Raw genomic sequence first — 19255 nt, 5'->3', positions numbered from 1 at the left:
CAAATAAGCTGAGATTTTATTACACAAAAATAGTTTTCTTAACCACTGCGACTTCTAGCGATCGCTGGCCGAGAATAGCAGTTAGGTCATCGTGTCGCTCCATTCCTTAGGAGGCAAAGTTAACGTGAAACTCGCAGTGTACGGTAAAGGCGGAATTGGCAAATCCACCACCAGTTGCAACATCTCGGTGGCGCTAGCGCGGCGGGGCAAAAAAGTCCTGCAAATTGGCTGTGACCCCAAACACGACAGCACATTTACCCTGACCGGCTTTTTGATTCCTACCATCATTGACACGCTCCAAGCCAAGGACTACCACTACGAGGATGTCTGGCCAGAGGATGTCATCTACAAAGGCTATGGTGGTGTGGATTGTGTCGAAGCGGGTGGCCCCCCGGCCGGGGCAGGTTGTGGTGGCTATGTCGTCGGTGAAACCGTCAAGCTCCTCAAGGAACTCAATGCCTTTGATGAATACGATGTCATTCTCTTTGACGTTCTGGGGGATGTGGTCTGTGGTGGCTTTGCTGCTCCCCTTAACTATGCCGATTATTGCCTGATTGTCACGGATAATGGCTTTGATGCTCTCTTTGCAGCGAATCGCATTGCCGCCTCCGTCCGTGAAAAAGCGCGCACGCACCCCCTGCGCCTCGCGGGTCTCATTGGCAATCGCACCAGTAAGCGGGATCTCATTGAAAAATATGTGGAAGCCGTTCCCATGCCCATCCTTGAGGTGCTGCCGCTGATTGAGGATATTCGCGTGTCGCGGGTTAAGGGCAAAACCCTCTTTGAGATGGCCGAAAGCGATCCCAGTCTCAACTATGTGTGTGACTACTACTTGAACATTGCCGATCAAATTTTGGCGCGGCCTGAGGGTGTGGTACCCAAGGATGCCCCCGATCGCGACCTTTTTGCCCTGCTCTCCGACTTCTACTTAAACCCACAGGGGTTAGAACGGCCACTCGCAGCGGTCTGAAACTCCCCTAGAATACTCCACGGAACCCCTTCGCTGGAGTGAGTATGAACCCTGAGCAATTACGGCAAAGCGCACGCAGTAAGTGGCTGGCCTACTACCAAGAAAACCGCCATTGGATTGTCCGCTTGGCGATTTGGAGTACCTATCGCGGTCAACGGCGCCCCTCCTCAAGTTTTATTTTGGGGGTGCTGACGGCTTTGGAACCGCGCCTACTGGATGCTCTACCCGTCATTGTCGAACTCAGCAACGATCCCGATCGCATTATTTCTGCCCTTGGTTTGAACTTCAACCCTGACGAAGAACTGGCCCATCGTGATAACCCTGCTCAACTGCCCCCCGAACCTCGCTTACTACCCCCCAAGCCCTTTGTCAGTAATCGGGCTGAAGAACACGGTGAGGAGGCCGCTCAAAGTCATCAAACCTAGTTCCAATCGTTTCTAAATTTGGAGGCTCTCCTTATGACTGCGACTGCTCCCAATGCCCTCAACTTTGAGTGTGAAACAGGTAATTACCATACGTTTTGCCCCATAAGCTGTGTGGCGTGGCTCTACCAAAAGATTGAAGATAGTTTCTTTTTGGTGATTGGTACCAAGACCTGTGGCTACTTTTTGCAGAATGCGATGGGGGTGATGATTTTTGCTGAACCCCGTTATGCCATGGCAGAGCTAGAAGAGGGAGATATTTCGGCGCAACTCAATGATTATGAAGAGCTAAAGCGCCTCTGCCTCCAAATTAAGCGCGATCGCAACCCCAGTGTCATTGTCTGGATTGGCACCTGCACCACAGAAATTATCAAAATGGACTTGGAGGGACTGGCGCCCAAACTAGAAGCCGAAATTGGCATTCCCATTGTTGTTGCTCGCGCCAATGGTCTCGACTACGCCTTTACCCAAGGGGAAGATACGGTGCTCGCAGCCATGGCCGCCCGTTGCCCCACGCCCACAGCGGTGAGTGATCCCGAGGAACGCAACCCCATCCAACGCCTTCTCAACTTTGGCAAGAAAAAAGAAGATGTCCAAGCTGAATCCCACCAGTACCACGACCACCCACCCCTTATTCTCTTTGGCTCCCTGCCCGATCCCGTGGTCACCCAACTCACCTTGGAATTGAAAAAGCAGGGCATCAAGGTATCAGGCTGGCTGCCTGCCAAACGCTATACAGAATTGCCCGTGATTGATGAGGGTTACTACGTTGCTGGTGTGAATCCTTTCCTCAGCCGTACCGCCACTACCTTGATTCGCCGCCGCAAATGTCAACTCATTACGGCACCCTTTCCCATTGGTCCTGATGGCAGCCGCGCGTGGATCGAACAGATTTGTGCCACCTTTGGGATTCAGCCCCAAGGCCTCGCGGAGCGTGAAGCCGAAACTTGGGAAAAACTGAGTGACTACCTTGAATTGGTGCGGGGCAAATCGGTCTTTTTCATGGGGGATAATCTCCTAGAGATCTCCCTAGCGCGGTTTTTGATTCGCTGTGGTATGCGGGTGCATGAAATTGGCATCCCCTATATGGACAAACGCTACCAAGCAGCCGAGCTAGAACTGTTGACAAAAACCTGTGCCGAGATGGGGCATCCCCTACCCACCATTGTTGAAAAACCCGATAACTATAACCAACTCCAGCGGATTAAGGCACTCCAGCCCGACCTTGTGATTACGGGTATGGCTCATGCCAATCCCCTCGAAGCCCGTGGCATCAGCACCAAGTGGTCTGTGGAATTCACCTTTGCTCAAATTCACGGCTTTGGCAATGCCCGCGACATCTTGGAACTGGTGACTCGTCCCCTACGCCGCAATCAAGCCCTTGCGGGATTAGGCTGGCAGAAACTGGTTGCCAACTAAAAAATACCCCCTCTGAGTGGATTCAGGGGGGTCAAGCCAGACTTAGAAGCGTTGTTGGGGCGGCTGCAAAATCCGATTTTGGATATTCGGCGGCATACTACCCGGCGTTGGCGAGTACTGATAGCCAAACCCGGCATTCTGGGTATCATCAATGATTTTCGGTGTCACCATCACCACCAGTTCATTGCGTTGACGCTGGTTAGCTTCCCGTCGGAACAACCGACCCAGAAGGGGAATGTCTCCTAGGATTGGAATCTTAGTCACCAGTGAACGATCCTGATCTTGGATAATGCCGGCCAGCATCAACGTTTGGCCATCGCGCAAGCGAATTCGCCCCGACTCCATCCGCCGCTGCGAGAGAAGTGTCCCCGTCGAGGGGTTTGCTACCCCCGGAAACACGACCGAATAGGTGCCACTGGGAGCACTCACTTCAGGCGAGAGTTGCAGTGTGATGAAACCATTATCATCAATTTGATCTACGGTAACATTAAAGATCACACCCGCAGGTCGAATAATTGGCGTGACAGTTGTTGCTGCCACTGCTGCGCCACCACCTGTTCCTGTTGTGGTTGCGGTGGACTCAATCCCAGAGAAAATCTCTTGGGTCAAATTGACTTGAGCAGCGCTACCTTCCTGAATGACAAGAGTTGGATTGGTAAGAATTGTAGCATTGCCAGTTTCAATAGAAAGTTGAAGCTGTGCAAAAAAGTTGCTGAGCAGATTACCCACTGGTGCACCGGGAACGGGTGGTAAAGGCTCAGGTGTCAGACCACCAACGTTGGGTGTTGTACCACGGACGACAGTTAATCCATCAGCGTTAAAAATTGCTCCCCAAAGACTACTTCCAAAGTTCGTGATCAAATCTGCATTAGCATTGCGACCACGCAACAGGTTCACATCAATAAACTTGACATTCACCATCACCTGTCGCTTACGGATATCAAATTGCTGAATTAGCTGGGTGGCAATTTCCACTTTACGGGGGGTACCAATCAATGTCACTGTGTTGGTGCGTGGGTCACCGACGACCTCTAGCCCCCGCAGGAGTGAACTGCGACAAATTTGACCGACAACCCCGCCCGCTGCTGCTGGCACTTGAAGCTGCTCACAGCCCGTTGGCGCCTCTGGCCGACCCGTATCTGGCAAGTTGGCGCCATACATTTCTAAAAGCTGTACAGCACCCAACTGCAAGTCACCCTCACGGGTACGGGTTTCACGGTTGAGAGCAGTTTGAGCTGTTGTCTGAGCTTGCCCACTCGTTGTATCCCCAGAGCCAATGGTGCCACCTGTTTGAGCTAGAGAGCTGATTTCCCGTGTGGTTGAGCCAGCGCCAAAAACGCGCATTTGGTTGAGGCGGATTGTGCGGACAATCCGGTTTTGGGCATCGGGGGGTAAAAATTGACCGACAAAGATGGTGCGACCCTGACGATTGGCTTTGAGGTTGGTGACCCGCAGTACGTAGTTGAATACGTCTTGAACGGATTCATTCTCGATATCGAGGGAGATGGTGACACCACCCGCTTCTCCATTCCCTTCAGGAAAGACAACGTTCATATTGGCGGCACGAGCCAGTAGGGAAAGAACCTCCCGCACTGGAGCCTCCCGCAGCAGTAGGCGGGGAATCCGTTCATTGGTGCCCAGTTGAATCACATCGGGGTCAGCATTGAGAGGGCTAATGAGCATATCGCCAACGGGTGGTGGTACTGGGCGCGGCAGAAAAGGCGGCACCGCACTAGGGCCGGGGGGCATGGCCATGGGTTGACCACTGGGGGACTCTTGAGGACCAGCGGGCGTTTGAGCCGTAATGAAGTTAATTTGCAGGCCATCGCGTCCTTCGCGGATGACTTCACCAATGGGGGCAGCACTAATGCCATTCACAGTGACGCGAATGGTTTTGGCATCCAGTTGCACCACCTCAACAGAGGAGATACCAGGAGCGGGGTTATCTTGGCGGAAGGCACCCCCTTGGGGTAGGCGTAATTGACTATTGGTAATATCTGCAATGGAGGCATTGCCGCGATTGACCGTGAAAACCGCTGGCCTTAGATTCCCCTGCACGTTGAAGAGGAGTTGAATGCCGTTGGGCGCTGTCACAAGGCGAATGCCCGTAATTTCAGTTGCTGTTGCCCAAGTAGGGGTTTGACTTGCAGCAATGAGGGCCGTTGTGGCCACCCCTAAGCCGAGACGATGTAAAAGCTGACTCACGATGCTTGACTCCTCACAAATGCCACCAAACGTACGAAAAGAGAATGCAACTCAGTCCCAAAACAATCTACGCTGCTTTTTTGATTGCCATGCGCTATTGCTGTTGTGGTTGCTGCGGTTGTCCTTGCTGCTCACCTCCTTGGGGCTGCCCCTCTTGGGGTGGTGGTGCCAAAGCGGCAATTTCCTCAGGGGTTAGGGGTACATAGGCCATGAGCTTAAATGTGGTAATCACTTCGCCGGGCTTATCAGCAACGAGTTCCATGGTTAGGTTGTTAATAACGAGGAAGTTCTGCTGCTGGTCAATTTTTTGCATGATCTGCAAAATGCTGGGAAATGACCCTTGAATCGTAACGTTGGTTACCTGTTGTTTTAGTTTGGCATTTAATTCGGGGCCAAGGGAACCATCTTGGACAATTCCTGAAGCTGCACTATCGGGTTCAAAGGTATTCAGTTGGGCGCCGCTGGTCAGGATTAGACGGTTAATGTCAAGGAGAAGGGTGTCTAGGGCTTCCTGTGTGGCAAAGAGCGATCGCACGTCACGATTTTCTTGCTTGGCGCGCTCTAACCCCGCGACTACATCATTGAGCTGCTTCAGGATCACTTCTCGCTGGGAGAGGTCATTTTCCTGTTGGGTAATTTCTTCCTGTAGCTTGGCGGCTTCCTCGAGCTTGGGGGCAATGAGAAGACTCCCTAGATAGACGGCTGCTCCCAAACCGACGAGGGCAATCAATACCCCACTAACCACAGGGGTCAGGGTAATGCCAAAGACCGTCGGATAATTTGGTGCCGGTTCCTCAATCGGGGGGCCGCCAAAATCGCCAGTTAGGGTCATTCCTGTACCACTCCTTTTTCTTTGAGAAATTGAATGCGCGCCACCAGTCCTTCAACGCCATTGGCGGCGAGTTCTTCAAGGAGTTCCGATGCCGGCACGCTGGCGATCGCCGTCTTGATATTGAAGGAAACCCTTGCGGTTGTCTCTTCTTCACCCTGTTGATTTGCCCGTTCCGCCTTCACCAACTGAGTGGCCTTGCCATCAAAGAAGGGAGAGCGATTTTGCAAGAGCAAGAGAAAGTCACTAACTGCATCAAAGGATATGGCTGTGCCTTCAATCGTTAGCTCTTGGCCTGTTTGTCCGCCTTGGGTAATCCGTCGAATTTGTACCCCTGCTGGGGTTTGAGTTGCCATATTGCGCATCACCGCCGACCAAGGTTTGACCTGATTGAACACCGTGGCTAAGGCTTTGGTTTCGGCGGCAACCTGCTCCTGCTCTTTTTTAATTTCATCCATGCGTTGCAGGTCTGGGGAAATGGCTGCGAGGCGATCCTGAATGCTTTTTTGCTTATTCGTCAGTTGTTGTAGCCAAAGGTTCGCACCTACCGAGCCGAGGAGAGCTAGCCCCACAAAGAAGAGGGCAGCGACACCGCCAATAATAATCGGCACATTGTTCATTCCGGCCGCTGCGGTTGTGGTAGCAGCCATGCCCCCCACTTCGGGACGTTCTTTAAGGAGGTTAATCTCAATTGAGTACATCGGGGATGCTCCTAAGCGCCACGCAGACCAAGACCAATCACCGTGCCGAGGGCAGGGCGTTTTTCAAGGGGAATTTCTTCGGGGGTTTGTAGTCCCAGTAAACTAATGGGGTCAACCAAAGTGGTGGCATAGTTGAGCCGCTGACTAAAAAACTCATCGACTTGACCAATACTGGCACCGGGACCTGCAAGCAGCAACTGCGACACCTCTAGACTCTCCCCCTGGTTGAGGTAAAAGTCAATGGAGCGGCGGATTTCATCTGCGAGATCGGAGAGCACTCGCAAAATAGCAGCACCACTGGGGTTGAGTGCTCCGGTCACATCCATCGGCTCGAGGGGAACCGTCAGATTCTCAATCAGGTCAACGCCCATCGAAGGCGGCAAGTTCATAGCGCGGCTAATGGCTTCTTGCATCCGTTCTTTGCCAATGGGCACTTTGCGGTTGAACTGGGGAATGCCATCCTTGACGATGCTAATTTCTGTGCCCTCATCGCCGATATCAATAATCGCTGCTGCTTCCCCGACAAATTGCTGTAGTGAATCTCGCAGGGTACGCATGAGAGCAAAATTGGTCACTTCAAGAGCGGTCAGTTGTAAACCCGCTTGGGTAAAGGCATTGATATAGGCATCGGTGACTTCGCGGGGTGTGCCCACGAGCAAAATTTCTACCCGCTCAATGCCATCTTCATCAAGGGAGGTTCCCAGTTTTTGATAGTCAACATCCGCCTCTTCACGGGGAAAAGGAAGGTACAGCGGGGCTTCCTGCATGAGAACCACTTCCCGCAATTCATAGTCCGGTAATTCCGCAGGCAGGCGAATCAGGCGAATCACAGCTTCATTCATGGGAATAGCACTGATCACCTCTTTTTGTTTGATGCGCTTATCCTCAATCCCTTGACGGATGGCATCGGCAACGGCGGTGGTGTCAATGATGCGGCCTTCTTCAATGGCGCCTTCACTCAGGGGCACTGAGGCCATAGCGGTCATTTTCAGACCCTGCTTTTGCCGCTGAAGCTGCACGATATTGACCCGCTCTGGGGTGAGTTCAATCCCCAAGCCCTGCTTTGGTTTTGCAAATAGGTTTCCCAGCACGATATCACCCACCAGTGAACGGTCAAGTTTGCATTAGCGAGATGGCGTGAAGAGTGAATTGCAGAACAAGGCCACACTGTACCCAACAGGGTTATGGAAACACCTGTGTTGCTAAGGCGATCATAACCAATGTGCATCGGCTCTTTCCAATGCATTGGTATGGTTTGCAAAGTGGCTTTATGCAAAACTTGAGCGATCGCTCTTGGGGAAAGTCAGCGGCGATCGCCAGAAGATGGTATCGGTTTTTCTTAATTAAAATCAGTTAGGGCTGAACAATCACCCGTGTGCCCACCTCAATTTTTTCAAAGAGGGCGCGAATATCGTTGTTGCGCATCCGCACACAGCCATGGGAAACCGCTTGGCCAATCAAAGATTCATTCGTTGTCCCGTGGAAGCCAGCATAGTTGTTATTTCCCATGGGGGCAAAGACAATCAGGCGATCGCCCAAAGGATTGCGACCACCCGGCGGAACCAGAACCCCTGTAAAGGGATTACGCCATTGGGGATTAACGACTTTGTGCAGCACTCTGAAATTACCTTGGGGCGTTTCCCAGCCCGGCTTGCCCACAGCCACGGGATAGCTGGCTAATACTTGATCCCCTTCATAGAGAAAGACACGGCGCTCCCGCAAGCGCAGGACAATTTTGCGTTCTAAAGCGGGTAGAAACGGAGTTGCCTCACCAAGGGGGGGAAGTGCCAAGGGCGCTAAGGTGGTCGGCAAGTACGGCTCTGACTCAGAGGCACGGCTCACCTTCAGTTCTTCAGCACCCACAGCAGCCATAGGCAGGGTGGCGATCGCCCCCAGTGCTAAACCCAAGGTTTTTCCTCTGACCCAGCCCAACATGAGAACAACTCCGATCTCTCTCAGAATGCTTAGAACAGAATTTGCGTTGGCGGTGCCGGCGGTGGTGCTGCGGGAGGAATGGCAGCCGGACGCGGAGCTGGTGCTGAGCCACCCACTTGAGGCACTTGAATAGGAGTCACGGCCACAAACTCAGGGGCAGGCACAATGGCAGCACAGATAATTTTGGCGGTCGGTACACTGGCATCTGGATCCAAAATCACTGCCACATCCAGACCTTCAACAATTTCCTTGCGGAAGGGGCGCTGACGGTGCTTGCGATCAAACACCACCACAATCTCTTCACCCCAAGGTTGCCGCAGGGTGACATTATCCCCATCAATGTTGGTGACAACTCCCCGCACAGCCTTCACCTGCTTGGCTTCGGCAGGAGAAAGTAAAACAGTGGTACAGGTTGCCATTGCGGCCAAGGCAACAAGAGCGGTACGACGCAGATTCAACACAGTTCAACTCCTGATGTTTTTTATCTTTGGACGATCTAAAGATTGAATACTGAAAACTGAATACGGAGGAGTGAATAATTACCCGCATTCTACGTAGGGCGCCCTTGAGGCGTCAAGGCTAGGGCATAAATCTTGATGTTTTCTTATGTTTTCTTCAGCAAATTCAGCTTATAGAAGCTGTATGCAGGCCCGAGCGATCGCCCAATCCTCTTGGGTCTGAACCACGAGAACTCGCACGGCGGCAGTCGGCAGCGCAATGTCGCGATCGCCTTTACCCTTTTCATTAGCTGCGCTATCTAACTCAATTCCCAGCCAACCCAGCCCCTGACAGACATCGCGGCGGACACCGGCGGCATTTTCACCAATTCCTGCTGTGAATACCAACGCATCAAGGCCCCCCAGAGCCGGCAGGAGGCTGGCAATGCCCCGTTGCAGGGAATAGATAAAACAGTCATAGGCCAACTGGGCTTGGGCATTTCCCTGATCAATGGCTGCCAAAATCTGTCGCAAATCATTACTCACCCCAGAGACCCCCAATAGTCCCGATTGGCGATTTACTAGTCGATCCAGTTCTTCAACTGTCCTGCCCCGCCGCAGCAGATAGAGCAAAATTCCCGGATCAATGTCGCCACAGCGCGTCCCCATCATCACTCCCGCCGTGGGTGTAAAGCCCATCGTCGTCTCCACCGAGACTCCCCCCTTAACCGCAGTGAGGGAACAGCCATTGCCGAGGTGGCAGGTAATCAGGCGCAACGCTGCTAGGGGACACTGCAACAGGGTGGCTGCCCGTTCACTCACGTATTGATGGCTAATGCCGTGGAAGCCGTAGCGTTGAATACCGGCGGTGGTCAGTGCATAGGGAATGGCATAGGTGCGCGCCACTGCTGGCAGTTGGGCATGGAACGCGGTATCGAATACGGCCACTTGGGGCGTTTGCGGACAAATGTCGGCCATTAATTCCATCCCCAGCAGGTTGGCTGGATTATGGAGCGGCGCATATTCACTAAATTCGGTAATCGCTACTTTCACCTGCGCATCCACGCGCACCGGTGCTTGGTAACGGCTACCGCCATGAACCACGCGATGACCAATGATCGTAATTTCTGCAAGGCTTTCTAGGAGCGTTGTCGAGCCGCTGGTGAGGGTGTCTAAGAGGGTTTTGAGCCAGTCGCGTAGGCCTGCAATTCCCCCCTCTGGGTGCGTTAGGCTGGCTTCGTAGCGCTGGTCGGCAGTTGTGACCTTGAGCCGCGCCACCGTCGGGTTTTGTCCCCAATCAAGGAGGCCTTGCCACAGGGGAGCGGGGGGTGTGGCAGCCGTTGCCGCCATTTCAGGCGCTAACCGATACAAACAGGCTTTAAGGCTACTAGAGCCAGCATTTAACACCAGCACCGTGATCATGGCAGGCCCGCAAGAGCATCGCCTCTATCCTACCCAAGCGCCTTTGGCAACTGATGCAGCGCAGAACACCTTGACCTGAAAAAGATAGTCCTAGAATTGGGACAGGCATTGGGGAAGTCAGCGTGTTTTGGCAAAAGCTTAAATGGCGACGACACGGTGTGTATCTGCTGTTGTTTCTATTGGGGCTGTTGATTGCGGCTGTGGTGCTCACCCAATTGCGATCGCACCCGATTATCCGTCCCTCGCTAGACCCGCTGCCTCAACATCCGCAAATCGCGGTACACATGAATCACTCCCAAGCCCACAGTTACCAAGAACCCTATCGCCCCTATACCCGTGAAGGGGAAGACCTTGAGGCAATCATGATTGAGCAGATTGCCAAGGCTCAAAAGACGATTGATGTGGCGGTGCAGGAGTTTCGCCTACCCAATCTGGCCAAGGCTCTAGCAGCACGGCAGCAGGCAGGGGTACGGGTACGGGTGGTTATGGAGAATACCTACACTGCCCCTTGGGCAACCTACAGTGCTGCGCAGGTGAGTGCCATGGATCCTAGGATGCGGGAGCGCTATAACGACTGGAAAGCGCTGGTGGATACCAATGGCGATGGCCAACTTAGTGCTGCTGAACTCAGCGATCGCGATGTGCAGACGATTCTCAACGAGGCAAAGATTCCTTGGATTGATGACACTGCCGATGGCTCCAAAGGCAGTATGCTCATGCACCACAAGTTTATTGTGATTGACGATCGCCAAGTGATTGCGACTACGGCGAACTTTACCCTCAGTGATATCCACGGTGACTTGGGACGACCCGACACCCGTGGCAATGCCAACTCCCTCTTGGTGATTGATAGCCCCGCCGTGGCACGCCTATTTACTGAGGAATTTAACATTATGTGGGGCGATGGTCCTGGTGGTCAGACCAACAGTCGCTTTGGAGTCAAAAAGCCAGTGCGTCCCCCTCAACGGGTGGCTGTGGGTGATGCCATGGTCACGGTGCGCTTCTCGCCGACCCCGCGATCGCAACCTTGGGCGGTCTCTACCAACGGCCTCATTGGTCAGACCCTGAATCGCAGTCGCCAAAAAATTGATATGGCGCTCTTTGTTTTCTCCGATCAGGAGTTGTCCTACGTGCTTGAGGAACGCCATAACCAAGGGGTTAGCATCCGCGCCCTCATTGACTCAGGATTTATCTACCGTGACTTTAGCGAAGCCCTCGATATGATGGGGGTGGCGATGGCCAATACTGCCCAAGCCCGTCAAGGCAACTGTTACTACGAAGCCGGCAACCGCCCATGGCAAAACCCCATTCAAACAGTGGGTACCCCCCTACTACCAGAGGGCGATAAGCTGCACCACAAGTATGGTGTGGTTGACGATCGCACGGTGATTGTAGGTTCCCACAACTGGTCAGAGGCGGCCAACCGCGGTAACGATGAATTTTTGCTGGTGATTGAGCATCCCACTGTAGCGGCTCACTACGAACGGGAGTTTGAGCGGCTCTATAGCAATAGTCGTCTCGGTCTGCCGCAGCATATTCGCGATCGCATTCAGCAGCAGTTGACCGCCTGCGGCGGTAATATTGCCACCCGACCTGCCCCCTCTTCAGGCAATCGTGCCAGTACGCCTACCGCACGGGTAAATTTGAACACAGCCACTGCTGCCGAACTGGAGACCCTACCGGGCGTCGGCCCAAAACTAGCGGCTGAAATTATCCGTGCCCGCGAGCAGAAGCCCTTTCAATCCTTGGCGGATTTAGATGCCGTCCCCGGGGTTGGGCCGAAGCTCCTCGAACGTTTGCGCGATCGCGTGACGTGGTAATGCCCTACATTACATCACACTGAATCAACTTAAATAAACTTAATAAGTCACAAGGGTGGTAATGGGCACATCGGGAAGCTTTTGCCGTCCCCCCAAGTCCGTCAGCTCGACGATAAAGGCAAAGCCATGGAGTTCGGCTTGTGCTTTTTGGATGAGACCCGCCGCCGCTGCCGCTGTGCCCCCTGTGGCAATCAAGTCATCGACAATTAACACCCGCCGCCCCGGTTCGATGGCATCTTGGTGCATCTCGAGGCGATCGCGCCCATACTCTAGCTCATACTCCACCGCATAGACTGGCGCACAGAGTTTACCCGGTTTGCGCAAAGGGATAAAGCCAGCCCCTAAGTGATAGGCCAAGGGAGCGCCAAAAATAAATCCCCGTGACTCGATGCCGGCCACATAGTGAATGCCATCGTTGGCGTGTTTTTCCACCAATTGGTCAATGACGTAGCGCAGCCCCGCTTGGTTTTGCAGCAGTGTTGTTAAATCCCGAAACAAAATGCCCGGCTTAGGGAAGTCTGGGACATCGCGAATCAGGGATTTGAGATCCATAGGTAGTGTGTTTCCAATCAGTTCAGAAGCATCCTATCTTAGATCCTGTCTAACGCCAAAAGTAGTGGGCAATAAAGATCACCGCCAATCCCCAGAGGGCAGGATGCACTTCTCTCCCTTTGCCTGCCGCCCATTTCACGATTGGATAGCTAATAAATCCCACCGCTAGCCCCTCACTGATGGAGTAGCTCAAGGGCATCACCAACACGACCAAAAAAGCGGGAATCGCTTCCGTGAGATCAGACCAAGGAATGTCTGGGAGCGATCGCGCCATAAAGACACCGACCAGCACCAAGGCCGGCGCTGTCGCAAAACTGGGAATGGCGGTCGTAATCGGCAAAAACAGTAGTGAGAGCAAAAACAAGCCCCCCACCATCAGCGCCGTTAGCCCGGTTCGTCCCCCCACAGCAATGCCCGCTGCCGATTCAATATAGGTGGTCACCGTGGAAGTGCCAAAGAGGGCGCCAACAATTGTCCCCACCGCATCCGCCATAAAAGCTCCCAAGGCGCGGGGGAAATGTCCCTGCTGATTGAGAAACCCCGCCTGTACCCCCACCGCCGAAAGGGTGCCTACGGTGTCAAACATATCGGTAAAAAGCAGTACCAAGGTGACCAAGAGAAAAGACCCCAACTGCTGCGGTTGTAATTGTCCAAAACCCACCAAGGCTTGACCAAAGAGATGGGACGGCCATTGCGGCCATTGGATTAAACCCGTCGGCCAAGGGGCAGCCCCCACCAGCCATGCAGCCAAGGCAGTGATCATTACCCCCCAAAAAATTGCCCCCCGCACCCCCCTAGTACAGAGAAACGCCGTCCAAAGAATCCCAAGGGCAGCGAGGATGGGTGGCCATGTGTGAAAGGTGGTGAGTTTTGTTTTCGTGGCGGCATCAGCGATGATAATTCCGGCATTGCCAAGGCCAATGTAGGCGATAAATAGCCCCACCCCAGCAGCGATCGCCACCTTCAAGGACATGGGAATCATATTCACAATCAGCGATCGCACCCCCGTTAGGGTCAGCAGCACAAACACAATGCCCTCGAGGAGTACGGCACTCAACGCTAATGGCCAAGGCAACCCCATTTGCCCCACCACCGCAAAAGCAAAAAAGGCATTGATGCCCATGCCGGGAGCCAACGCAATCGGATAATTCGCCCAAATCCCCATCAGGATACTAGCCACCGCCGCCGATACTGCCGTTGCAATCACCAACTCCCCCTGCAAATCCTGTGGTTGCTCGCGAAAAATGGCATTGGAGAGAATTTGCGCATTGACGGGCAAGATGTAGGCCATCGTTAGAAATGTCGTCAGTGCCGCCAGTGCCTCGGTAGAGAGTGAGGTGTGGGCTTGCTGCAAATTGAACCAATCCCTAAAGCGTGAGTACCCATGTCTCCTCAAGAGGTTGCTCCTTTGTGCGAGAGTTATTCAAGTTTATTTACACTGAAGGCAAGTATGAGTGAATTTGATAAGGCTTGCACTTGTCCCTAACAGAGAGATTCGCCACTTCTATGCTGGAGTACTCTTGAAATGGAGCCTTTTGGGGAAAGGTATAATAGGGAGTGGGACATTGATGTGAGCGAGATTACATCACCTCTCTCGAGTTTGCGGTTAAATTATATCAACTGTGTATAAAAGCCAAGAATTGAGGGCATATTCAAGTTAGGGGGATGCTAGCTCTAAGAATTAGGCATTTTATAGAGCAAAGGTTGGGGCAATAGAGGACAAGCCAATGATGAAGAAACTAGTGCGATCACTGAAACGTCGCTATCCCCGTTCGGGGTATCGGCAACGGCAGCGGGGGTTTACTCTGCCTTTGGTCTTGGGGATGGGGCTGATCATGATCGTGGTTGCCCTGACCCTGCTCTCGCGATCGCAACTGGATGTGAGCACTGCCAGCTTGCAAAAACAAACTCAGCAGGCCTTTGCGGTGGCTGAAGGGGGTATGGCTCGTACCCTTGGCCTGCTCAATGGCAACTACCAGATTCTGCTGCGCCGCACCTATAACCCCGCCACGAATACAAACTTTAATCCTGCCCGCCCCTACCTGATCAGTCGCGCAGCGGATGCAACAAAAGTGGGTCAGCCCAACACCACGGGTCTGAATGTGCCCGCTGTGAATGAGTGGACAGCGGAGAGCCTTGGTTCTGATGCGCCCCCCTGCTTTACCCTCGACAACCTGAATACGATTGTTCTCAACGGCACAATTGGCACCCCTGTGCAGGGCAATTACCGTATTCTCTCCTATCTATATGATCCGCCAACGCAAACAGGACACCTGTTGATTGAAGGCCGCTTGCCTAATAACTCGCCGGCGAATGCCTTCATCTTGCAAAAGATGGTGATTACGGATCGCAGTGTCCCTGCTAACTTTCCTGGACTGCTGGCGCAAAGCATTAACCTCGGCAACAATGATGTCTTTGGCGCCGTTAATGGCAATGTGATCTGCACCAATCCTAGAAACTGTGTTGTCCCCCAAGCGGAGTGTCAAAATGGCCAACCGACCCAACAGGGACTGCGCAATGCCGTGCGAGCACTCAATAACTCAATTATTGAGGGAACGATCGCCATCAATAAGATTAACTTACCGCCCTTTCCTGAAGCGCCCAATCCGGTGGGCGGCTCTGTACTTGGTAATCTTCCCTTGACTACGCTGCCCAATTGGCTGCCCGCAGATCAGATTCAAGACTTTCAGGAAGCGCTTCAACTTGCTGGGGGCTATAGCCAAGGTGCTTATGCAAACTTTCCTGTAAGGGGTCAAGGTAACAATCCTCCCCAAAACAGTCAGAATATTACGGGTGATACCCTCAACCTCACTTTTCCACGACCGGACGATCGCCCCTACGTTGACCCTGACCCCAACATTCCCTTCTTTATCCCTGATCCCCTACGCCCCGGGCAGCGAATTGTCAACCCAGAGAAAGTCTATTACGCCTATCGGATTAACAACATTAACCTCAGTGGTAACGAGAGGGTGACATTTAATACGACGAACTATGCCATTCGCCTCTACGTCAGTGGCAATATCTCCCTCAGTGGTAATGCAGGGATTGACAACACCTGTAGCCCCAATAGTTCTACCTGCGGTACCGACGCTAATATGGGACTTCCCAGTGGTGTCGGCACGCCAGATCGCCTACGGATTTATGGTAATCCCCCCGATCCAGATAACATGAGGACTGATCAATCCTTTACCCTCAGCGGTGGTTCCACAGTAGGAAGCGTCTTTGTCTATGCACCTGATGCACAGGTAGGCATCAATGGGGGGAGCAGGACACCTGATATTTTTGGGGCGGTTTGGGCAAAAACGTGGAATGGTTCCAGCTCCAACAATGCTGAAATCAGGGTGCCCGATCGCCTACCGGAAGCCTTGGGAGGCAACTATGCCAATGCTTCAATTGTTGTGGCACGCACCACCGAAGCAAGCAACTGGAACCGCCTAGCCCAGTACTAAATTCGGAGGCAATGTTGATGACTCGTAGTAAGTTCTACTTCCACTGGCTGGTGCAGCAACGTTCCCAAGGCTTTACCCTTGCGGAGGTCTTGGCTTCCATTCTGGTGATTAGCCTCTTTACCCTAGCGGCGATGCAGGCGATTGTTGTCGCTGCCTTTTTCCAAGCGGATGCCCGTAAATTTGCCGAGGCCAGTAACTGGATTCAAGACGATCTGGAAAATATTAAAATTGTTGCCTACGACCTCTGCCAAACCAAGTTTGCCCATCGCAAGCTGGCAGCACCCGCCCAAGGCAATGACACCACCTTAACACTGGCACTCATTCAATCGGGTGAAAGTGACTACGATCAAGCCATGCCCCCAGAGTATCGCGCCGGGGGTGCCTGTCCAGTAACTTCACCCACGGATGGCTTTCGAGTGGGCGATCGCGTTCTCATTGGTTCGGACTCGGGCACACGCCGTATTGTCTCTATGTCAGCCAACACGATTACCTTGGACTCGCCAGTAGGGGGCTATCGGGGGGCGGGTACTCGTGTCTATGCCCGCTGTCGGATTCAAGCCAATGAAACCAATGGCATTGATGGTGGCTTTGGTGCCTATCTGCAAACCTTGATTCCGCCGATGAACAGCAGCAACAATAGTCGCCCCATTGTCAATGACACGTTTACGATGACGCGCACACCCACCACCCGTGCTGAGGCACCTTTCCAAACCCTAGAACTGGCCTATTCTGTGCGCAATAGTAACAACCGCGTCGTTGCTCAACTATCCACCGAGGTGGTGCCCAATGCGTTTTTCCGCTGTCCGTGAGCAGGGCATGACCCTGATTGAAATCTTGATTGTGCTAACGGTGGCAGCTATTTTAGCGGTGGCTGTCACTCCAAGCTTTCTCTATTGGCTAGAAACGCAGCGGGTCAACCAAGCCCTCGAAAGCCTAGAGGGGGCACTACGGGAAGCGCAGCGGGAGGCAATGCGCCGCAACCAAGCCTGTCGAGTGACGATTAACACAGGCACCAATCCCACCATCGTGGGCGATCCACCCCAATGTCTGCCCAATGGCTCCCGCCAACTGGAAAATGTAACCCTGCGTCGAGGAACGGGTGCTGCGTCTATACGGTTTGGCTTTCAGGGGCGCACTAGTAATACCGGTACCATTGTGATTGCTTCTACCAACAATCCAAGTCTTCAGCGCTGTTTGGTGGTTTCCTTGGGGTTGGGCATTATGCGTACGGGCAATTACTTGGCAACGGACACCACGGGTGCAACTGCCGATAACTGTCAAGCGCGCAATTAAGGAGCAGAGAGATGCAGGACTGGCGCAGAGGCAATCGCGGCTTTACATTGACGGAGTTACTAGTGGCGGCTGCCGTTGGCAGTATTGTTGTGGCCATGAGTGGTTGGGCAATGGTGGCCATTCTGCAAAACAATCGCCGTGTTGAAGAGCAGGCAATTACCCGCATGAACCTGAGCCGCGCCCTCGACTTTATCTCCGATGACATTCGCTCAGCAATTCGTATTTCAACAACGGCACCCTCAGATTGGACAATTCCCAGTGGTGGTTACCAATTGGTGATGTTTGTTGAAAAACCAGCGGATAACCTCGAGGAGCAGGACAACGGCACTTTGGCCAGTACAACCCGTGTGGCCTATTACACCCGCCCCAAGACGAGTAGTGTGGTCTGGCGAGGCCCGATGATTCTCTATCGCCAAAAAATTGGTGACTCTACCCCCAATGCCTTGATTGATGGTATTGCCAACACCAGTCCCAACTGTACCAATAACTTGCCCGGCGCGACGGATAGTGGCACCAACAAGGGTGGATTTCGGGTTTTTGTGCAGCATAACCGCAACGTCAAGCTGTGCATTGCCGGTTTGGTGGAATCAACAGGTGTCGTTTACCAAGCGGAAACCCTCGCAGCGGTGCGTTCTGGATCGGCTACACCCACGCCCTAGAGACAGCGCGGATCCTTGAGACTGGCTTTTTGGGGCGATCGCGGGAACCAAAAGGCGGTGCGCTGGCAAATATTAACGAGCATGAGCATCACAGGCACCTCGATGAGAACACCCACGACCGTTGCTAAGGCTGCACCCGAATTGAGACCAAAGAGGGTAATTGCTGTGGCGATCGCCACCTCAAAGTGATTACTAGCACCAATCATTGCCGCTGGTGCTGCATCTTCATAGTCCAAGCCCAGTTGCCGTGCCGCCACATAGCCTAGCCAAAAGATGACATTGGTTTGCACAAATAGGGGAATCGCAATCAGTAGGATATGAAAGGGAGACTCGATAATCAGGTCACCCTTAAAGGCAAATAGCAGAATCAGCGTTACCAGCAGTGCTGTGATCGCAATGGGGTCAAGGAATTGCAGAAATCGCTTTTCAAACCACTCCTGCCCGCGATGGCGCAAAATCCAATGGCGACTATACACCCCAGCCCCTAAGGGCAGCCCCACATACACCAGTACCGAGAGAAGGATAGTTAGCCAAGGCACGGTCAAATCACTAGCGGCAAGCAAAAAGCGACCCAACGGCGCATAGAGAAAGAGCATTGTTAAAGAGTTAATCGCCACCATCACCAACGTCAGTCCCTGATTGCCATAGGCCAAGTACCCCCACATCAGCACCATCGCTGTACAGGGGGCAATGCCCAGCAAAATCGTGCCGGCAATATAGGAATCTGCTAAGGGAATCACTTGGCCACGAATGACCTCTGTCCCGCTTAACCATGGCCGAAAGAGATAGCCCAAAAAAAACTGGGCAATCCAGAGCATGGTGAAGGGCTTAATCCCCCAGTTAATGATTAATGTCAGTAACACGGGTTTAGGGGTGCGGAACGCCCGATCAATCTGGCTGAAGTCAATTTTGACCATGATCGGGTACATCATGAAAAATAAACAGAGGGCGATCGGGATAGATACTTGGTAAAGACTCAACCGATCCAACGTTGTCGCAACCTCTCGAAACAGTCGCCCCATTAAGATACCTGCCATAATGCAGAGAATCACCCACAAGGTCAGGTAGCGTTGAAAGACATTTAGACGTACGTAAGTTTTTTCTGACATTAAAACTCCACCCATTGCAATGTGAGTAAACCC

General features: G+C 53.0%; 18 protein-coding genes. 8 read left to right on the top strand and 10 right to left on the bottom strand.

Annotated elements, in window-relative coordinates:
* The first annotated feature begins 124 nt into the window (after positions 1-124).
* From bchL to KV190_RS09850, 3 genes are read left to right on the top strand one after another with little or no spacing between them, the layout of a single operon-like run.
* On the top strand, positions 125-970 hold the full coding sequence (gene bchL, locus KV190_RS09860) for a ferredoxin:protochlorophyllide reductase (ATP-dependent) iron-sulfur ATP-binding protein (protein WP_297051359.1): 846 nt from the start codon (positions 125-127) through the stop codon (positions 968-970).
* Between the two features lie 44 nt (positions 971-1014).
* The gene (locus KV190_RS09855; RefSeq protein ID WP_460193141.1) at positions 1015-1395 is read left to right on the top strand and encodes a DUF5331 domain-containing protein; all 381 of its coding nucleotides are present in this window, start codon (positions 1015-1017) and stop codon (positions 1393-1395) included.
* Positions 1396-1428: 33 nt separating this feature from the next.
* Positions 1429-2811, top strand: coding sequence for a ferredoxin:protochlorophyllide reductase (ATP-dependent) subunit N (locus KV190_RS09850; RefSeq protein ID WP_460193140.1), 1383 nt, complete (start codon positions 1429-1431; stop codon positions 2809-2811).
* 42 nt (positions 2812-2853) lie between these two features.
* Here the strand turns inward: KV190_RS09850 and KV190_RS09845 are convergent, their stop codons facing one another.
* The 7 genes from KV190_RS09845 to KV190_RS09815 form a co-directional block, all read right to left on the bottom strand.
* Positions 2854-5016, bottom strand: a complete 2163-nt coding sequence (locus KV190_RS09845; RefSeq protein ID WP_460193138.1) for an AMIN domain-containing protein — start codon at positions 5014-5016, stop codon at positions 2854-2856.
* Positions 5017-5110: 94 nt separating this feature from the next.
* Positions 5111-5848 (bottom strand): type IV pilus inner membrane component PilO, encoded by a 738-nt coding sequence (locus KV190_RS09840; RefSeq protein ID WP_460193136.1) that lies wholly within the window; start codon positions 5846-5848, stop codon positions 5111-5113.
* Positions 5845-6546 (bottom strand): PilN domain-containing protein, encoded by a 702-nt coding sequence (locus KV190_RS09835; protein WP_460193134.1) that lies wholly within the window; start codon positions 6544-6546, stop codon positions 5845-5847. The genes KV190_RS09840 and KV190_RS09835 overlap by 4 nt, the downstream gene beginning before the upstream one ends.
* Positions 6547-6557: 11 nt before the next feature.
* The gene (gene pilM / locus KV190_RS09830; RefSeq protein ID WP_225901572.1) at positions 6558-7637 is read right to left on the bottom strand and encodes a type IV pilus biogenesis protein PilM; all 1080 of its coding nucleotides are present in this window, start codon (positions 7635-7637) and stop codon (positions 6558-6560) included.
* Between the two features lie 262 nt (positions 7638-7899).
* Positions 7900-8481 (bottom strand): L,D-transpeptidase, encoded by a 582-nt coding sequence (locus KV190_RS09825; protein ID WP_460193132.1) that lies wholly within the window; start codon positions 8479-8481, stop codon positions 7900-7902.
* A gap of 29 nt (positions 8482-8510) precedes the next feature.
* Positions 8511-8942 carry a hypothetical protein gene (locus tag KV190_RS09820; RefSeq protein WP_460193130.1) on the bottom strand — a complete coding sequence of 144 codons (432 nt, stop codon included), beginning with the start codon at positions 8940-8942 and terminating at the stop codon, positions 8511-8513.
* 168 nt (positions 8943-9110) lie between these two features.
* Entirely contained in the window at positions 9111-10340 is a 1230-nt protein-coding gene (locus KV190_RS09815) for an acetate/propionate family kinase (RefSeq protein WP_460193128.1), read from the bottom strand.
* 122 nt (positions 10341-10462) lie between these two features.
* On the opposite strand from KV190_RS09815, the gene KV190_RS09810 reads away from it, so the two are divergent.
* Entirely contained in the window at positions 10463-12160 is a 1698-nt protein-coding gene (locus tag KV190_RS09810; protein WP_460193126.1) for a DUF655 domain-containing protein, read from the top strand.
* A gap of 39 nt (positions 12161-12199) precedes the next feature.
* On the opposite strand, the gene KV190_RS09805 is transcribed toward KV190_RS09810, so the two are convergent.
* Together KV190_RS09805 and KV190_RS09800 are read right to left on the bottom strand one after the other, a co-directional pair.
* The gene (locus tag KV190_RS09805) at positions 12200-12712 is read right to left on the bottom strand and encodes an adenine phosphoribosyltransferase (RefSeq protein ID WP_460193124.1); all 513 of its coding nucleotides are present in this window, start codon (positions 12710-12712) and stop codon (positions 12200-12202) included.
* Positions 12713-12761: 49 nt separating this feature from the next.
* Entirely contained in the window at positions 12762-14066 is a 1305-nt protein-coding gene (locus KV190_RS09800; protein WP_460193123.1) for an NCS2 family permease, read from the bottom strand.
* Positions 14067-14439: 373 nt separating this feature from the next.
* On the opposite strand from KV190_RS09800, the gene KV190_RS09795 reads away from it, so the two are divergent.
* The 4 genes from KV190_RS09795 to KV190_RS09780 are packed head-to-tail and all read left to right on the top strand — an operon-like array spanning position 14440 to position 18113.
* On the top strand, positions 14440-16161 hold the full coding sequence (locus KV190_RS09795) for a pilus assembly PilX family protein (RefSeq protein WP_460193122.1): 1722 nt from the start codon (positions 14440-14442) through the stop codon (positions 16159-16161).
* 17 nt (positions 16162-16178) lie between these two features.
* Positions 16179-16970 (top strand): type IV pilus modification PilV family protein, encoded by a 792-nt coding sequence (locus KV190_RS09790; protein WP_460193120.1) that lies wholly within the window; start codon positions 16179-16181, stop codon positions 16968-16970.
* Positions 16948-17454 carry a GspH/FimT family pseudopilin gene (locus KV190_RS09785; protein ID WP_460193119.1) on the top strand — a complete coding sequence of 169 codons (507 nt, stop codon included), beginning with the start codon at positions 16948-16950 and terminating at the stop codon, positions 17452-17454. The genes KV190_RS09790 and KV190_RS09785 overlap by 23 nt, the downstream gene beginning before the upstream one ends.
* An 11-nt stretch (positions 17455-17465) precedes the next feature.
* Positions 17466-18113 (top strand): PulJ/GspJ family protein, encoded by a 648-nt coding sequence (locus KV190_RS09780; protein ID WP_460193117.1) that lies wholly within the window; start codon positions 17466-17468, stop codon positions 18111-18113.
* On the opposite strand, the gene arsB is transcribed toward KV190_RS09780, so the two are convergent.
* Entirely contained in the window at positions 18110-19222 is a 1113-nt protein-coding gene (gene arsB, locus KV190_RS09775; RefSeq protein ID WP_460193114.1) for an ACR3 family arsenite efflux transporter, read from the bottom strand. The genes KV190_RS09780 and arsB overlap by 4 nt on opposite strands.
* Between the last annotated feature and the right edge of the window lie 33 nt (positions 19223-19255).

Source organism: Thermosynechococcus sp. FA-CM-4201 (assembly GCF_054689355.1).
Note: the sequence above shows the minus strand (reverse complement) of the source record. Positions and strands in the feature narration are given on the sequence as shown.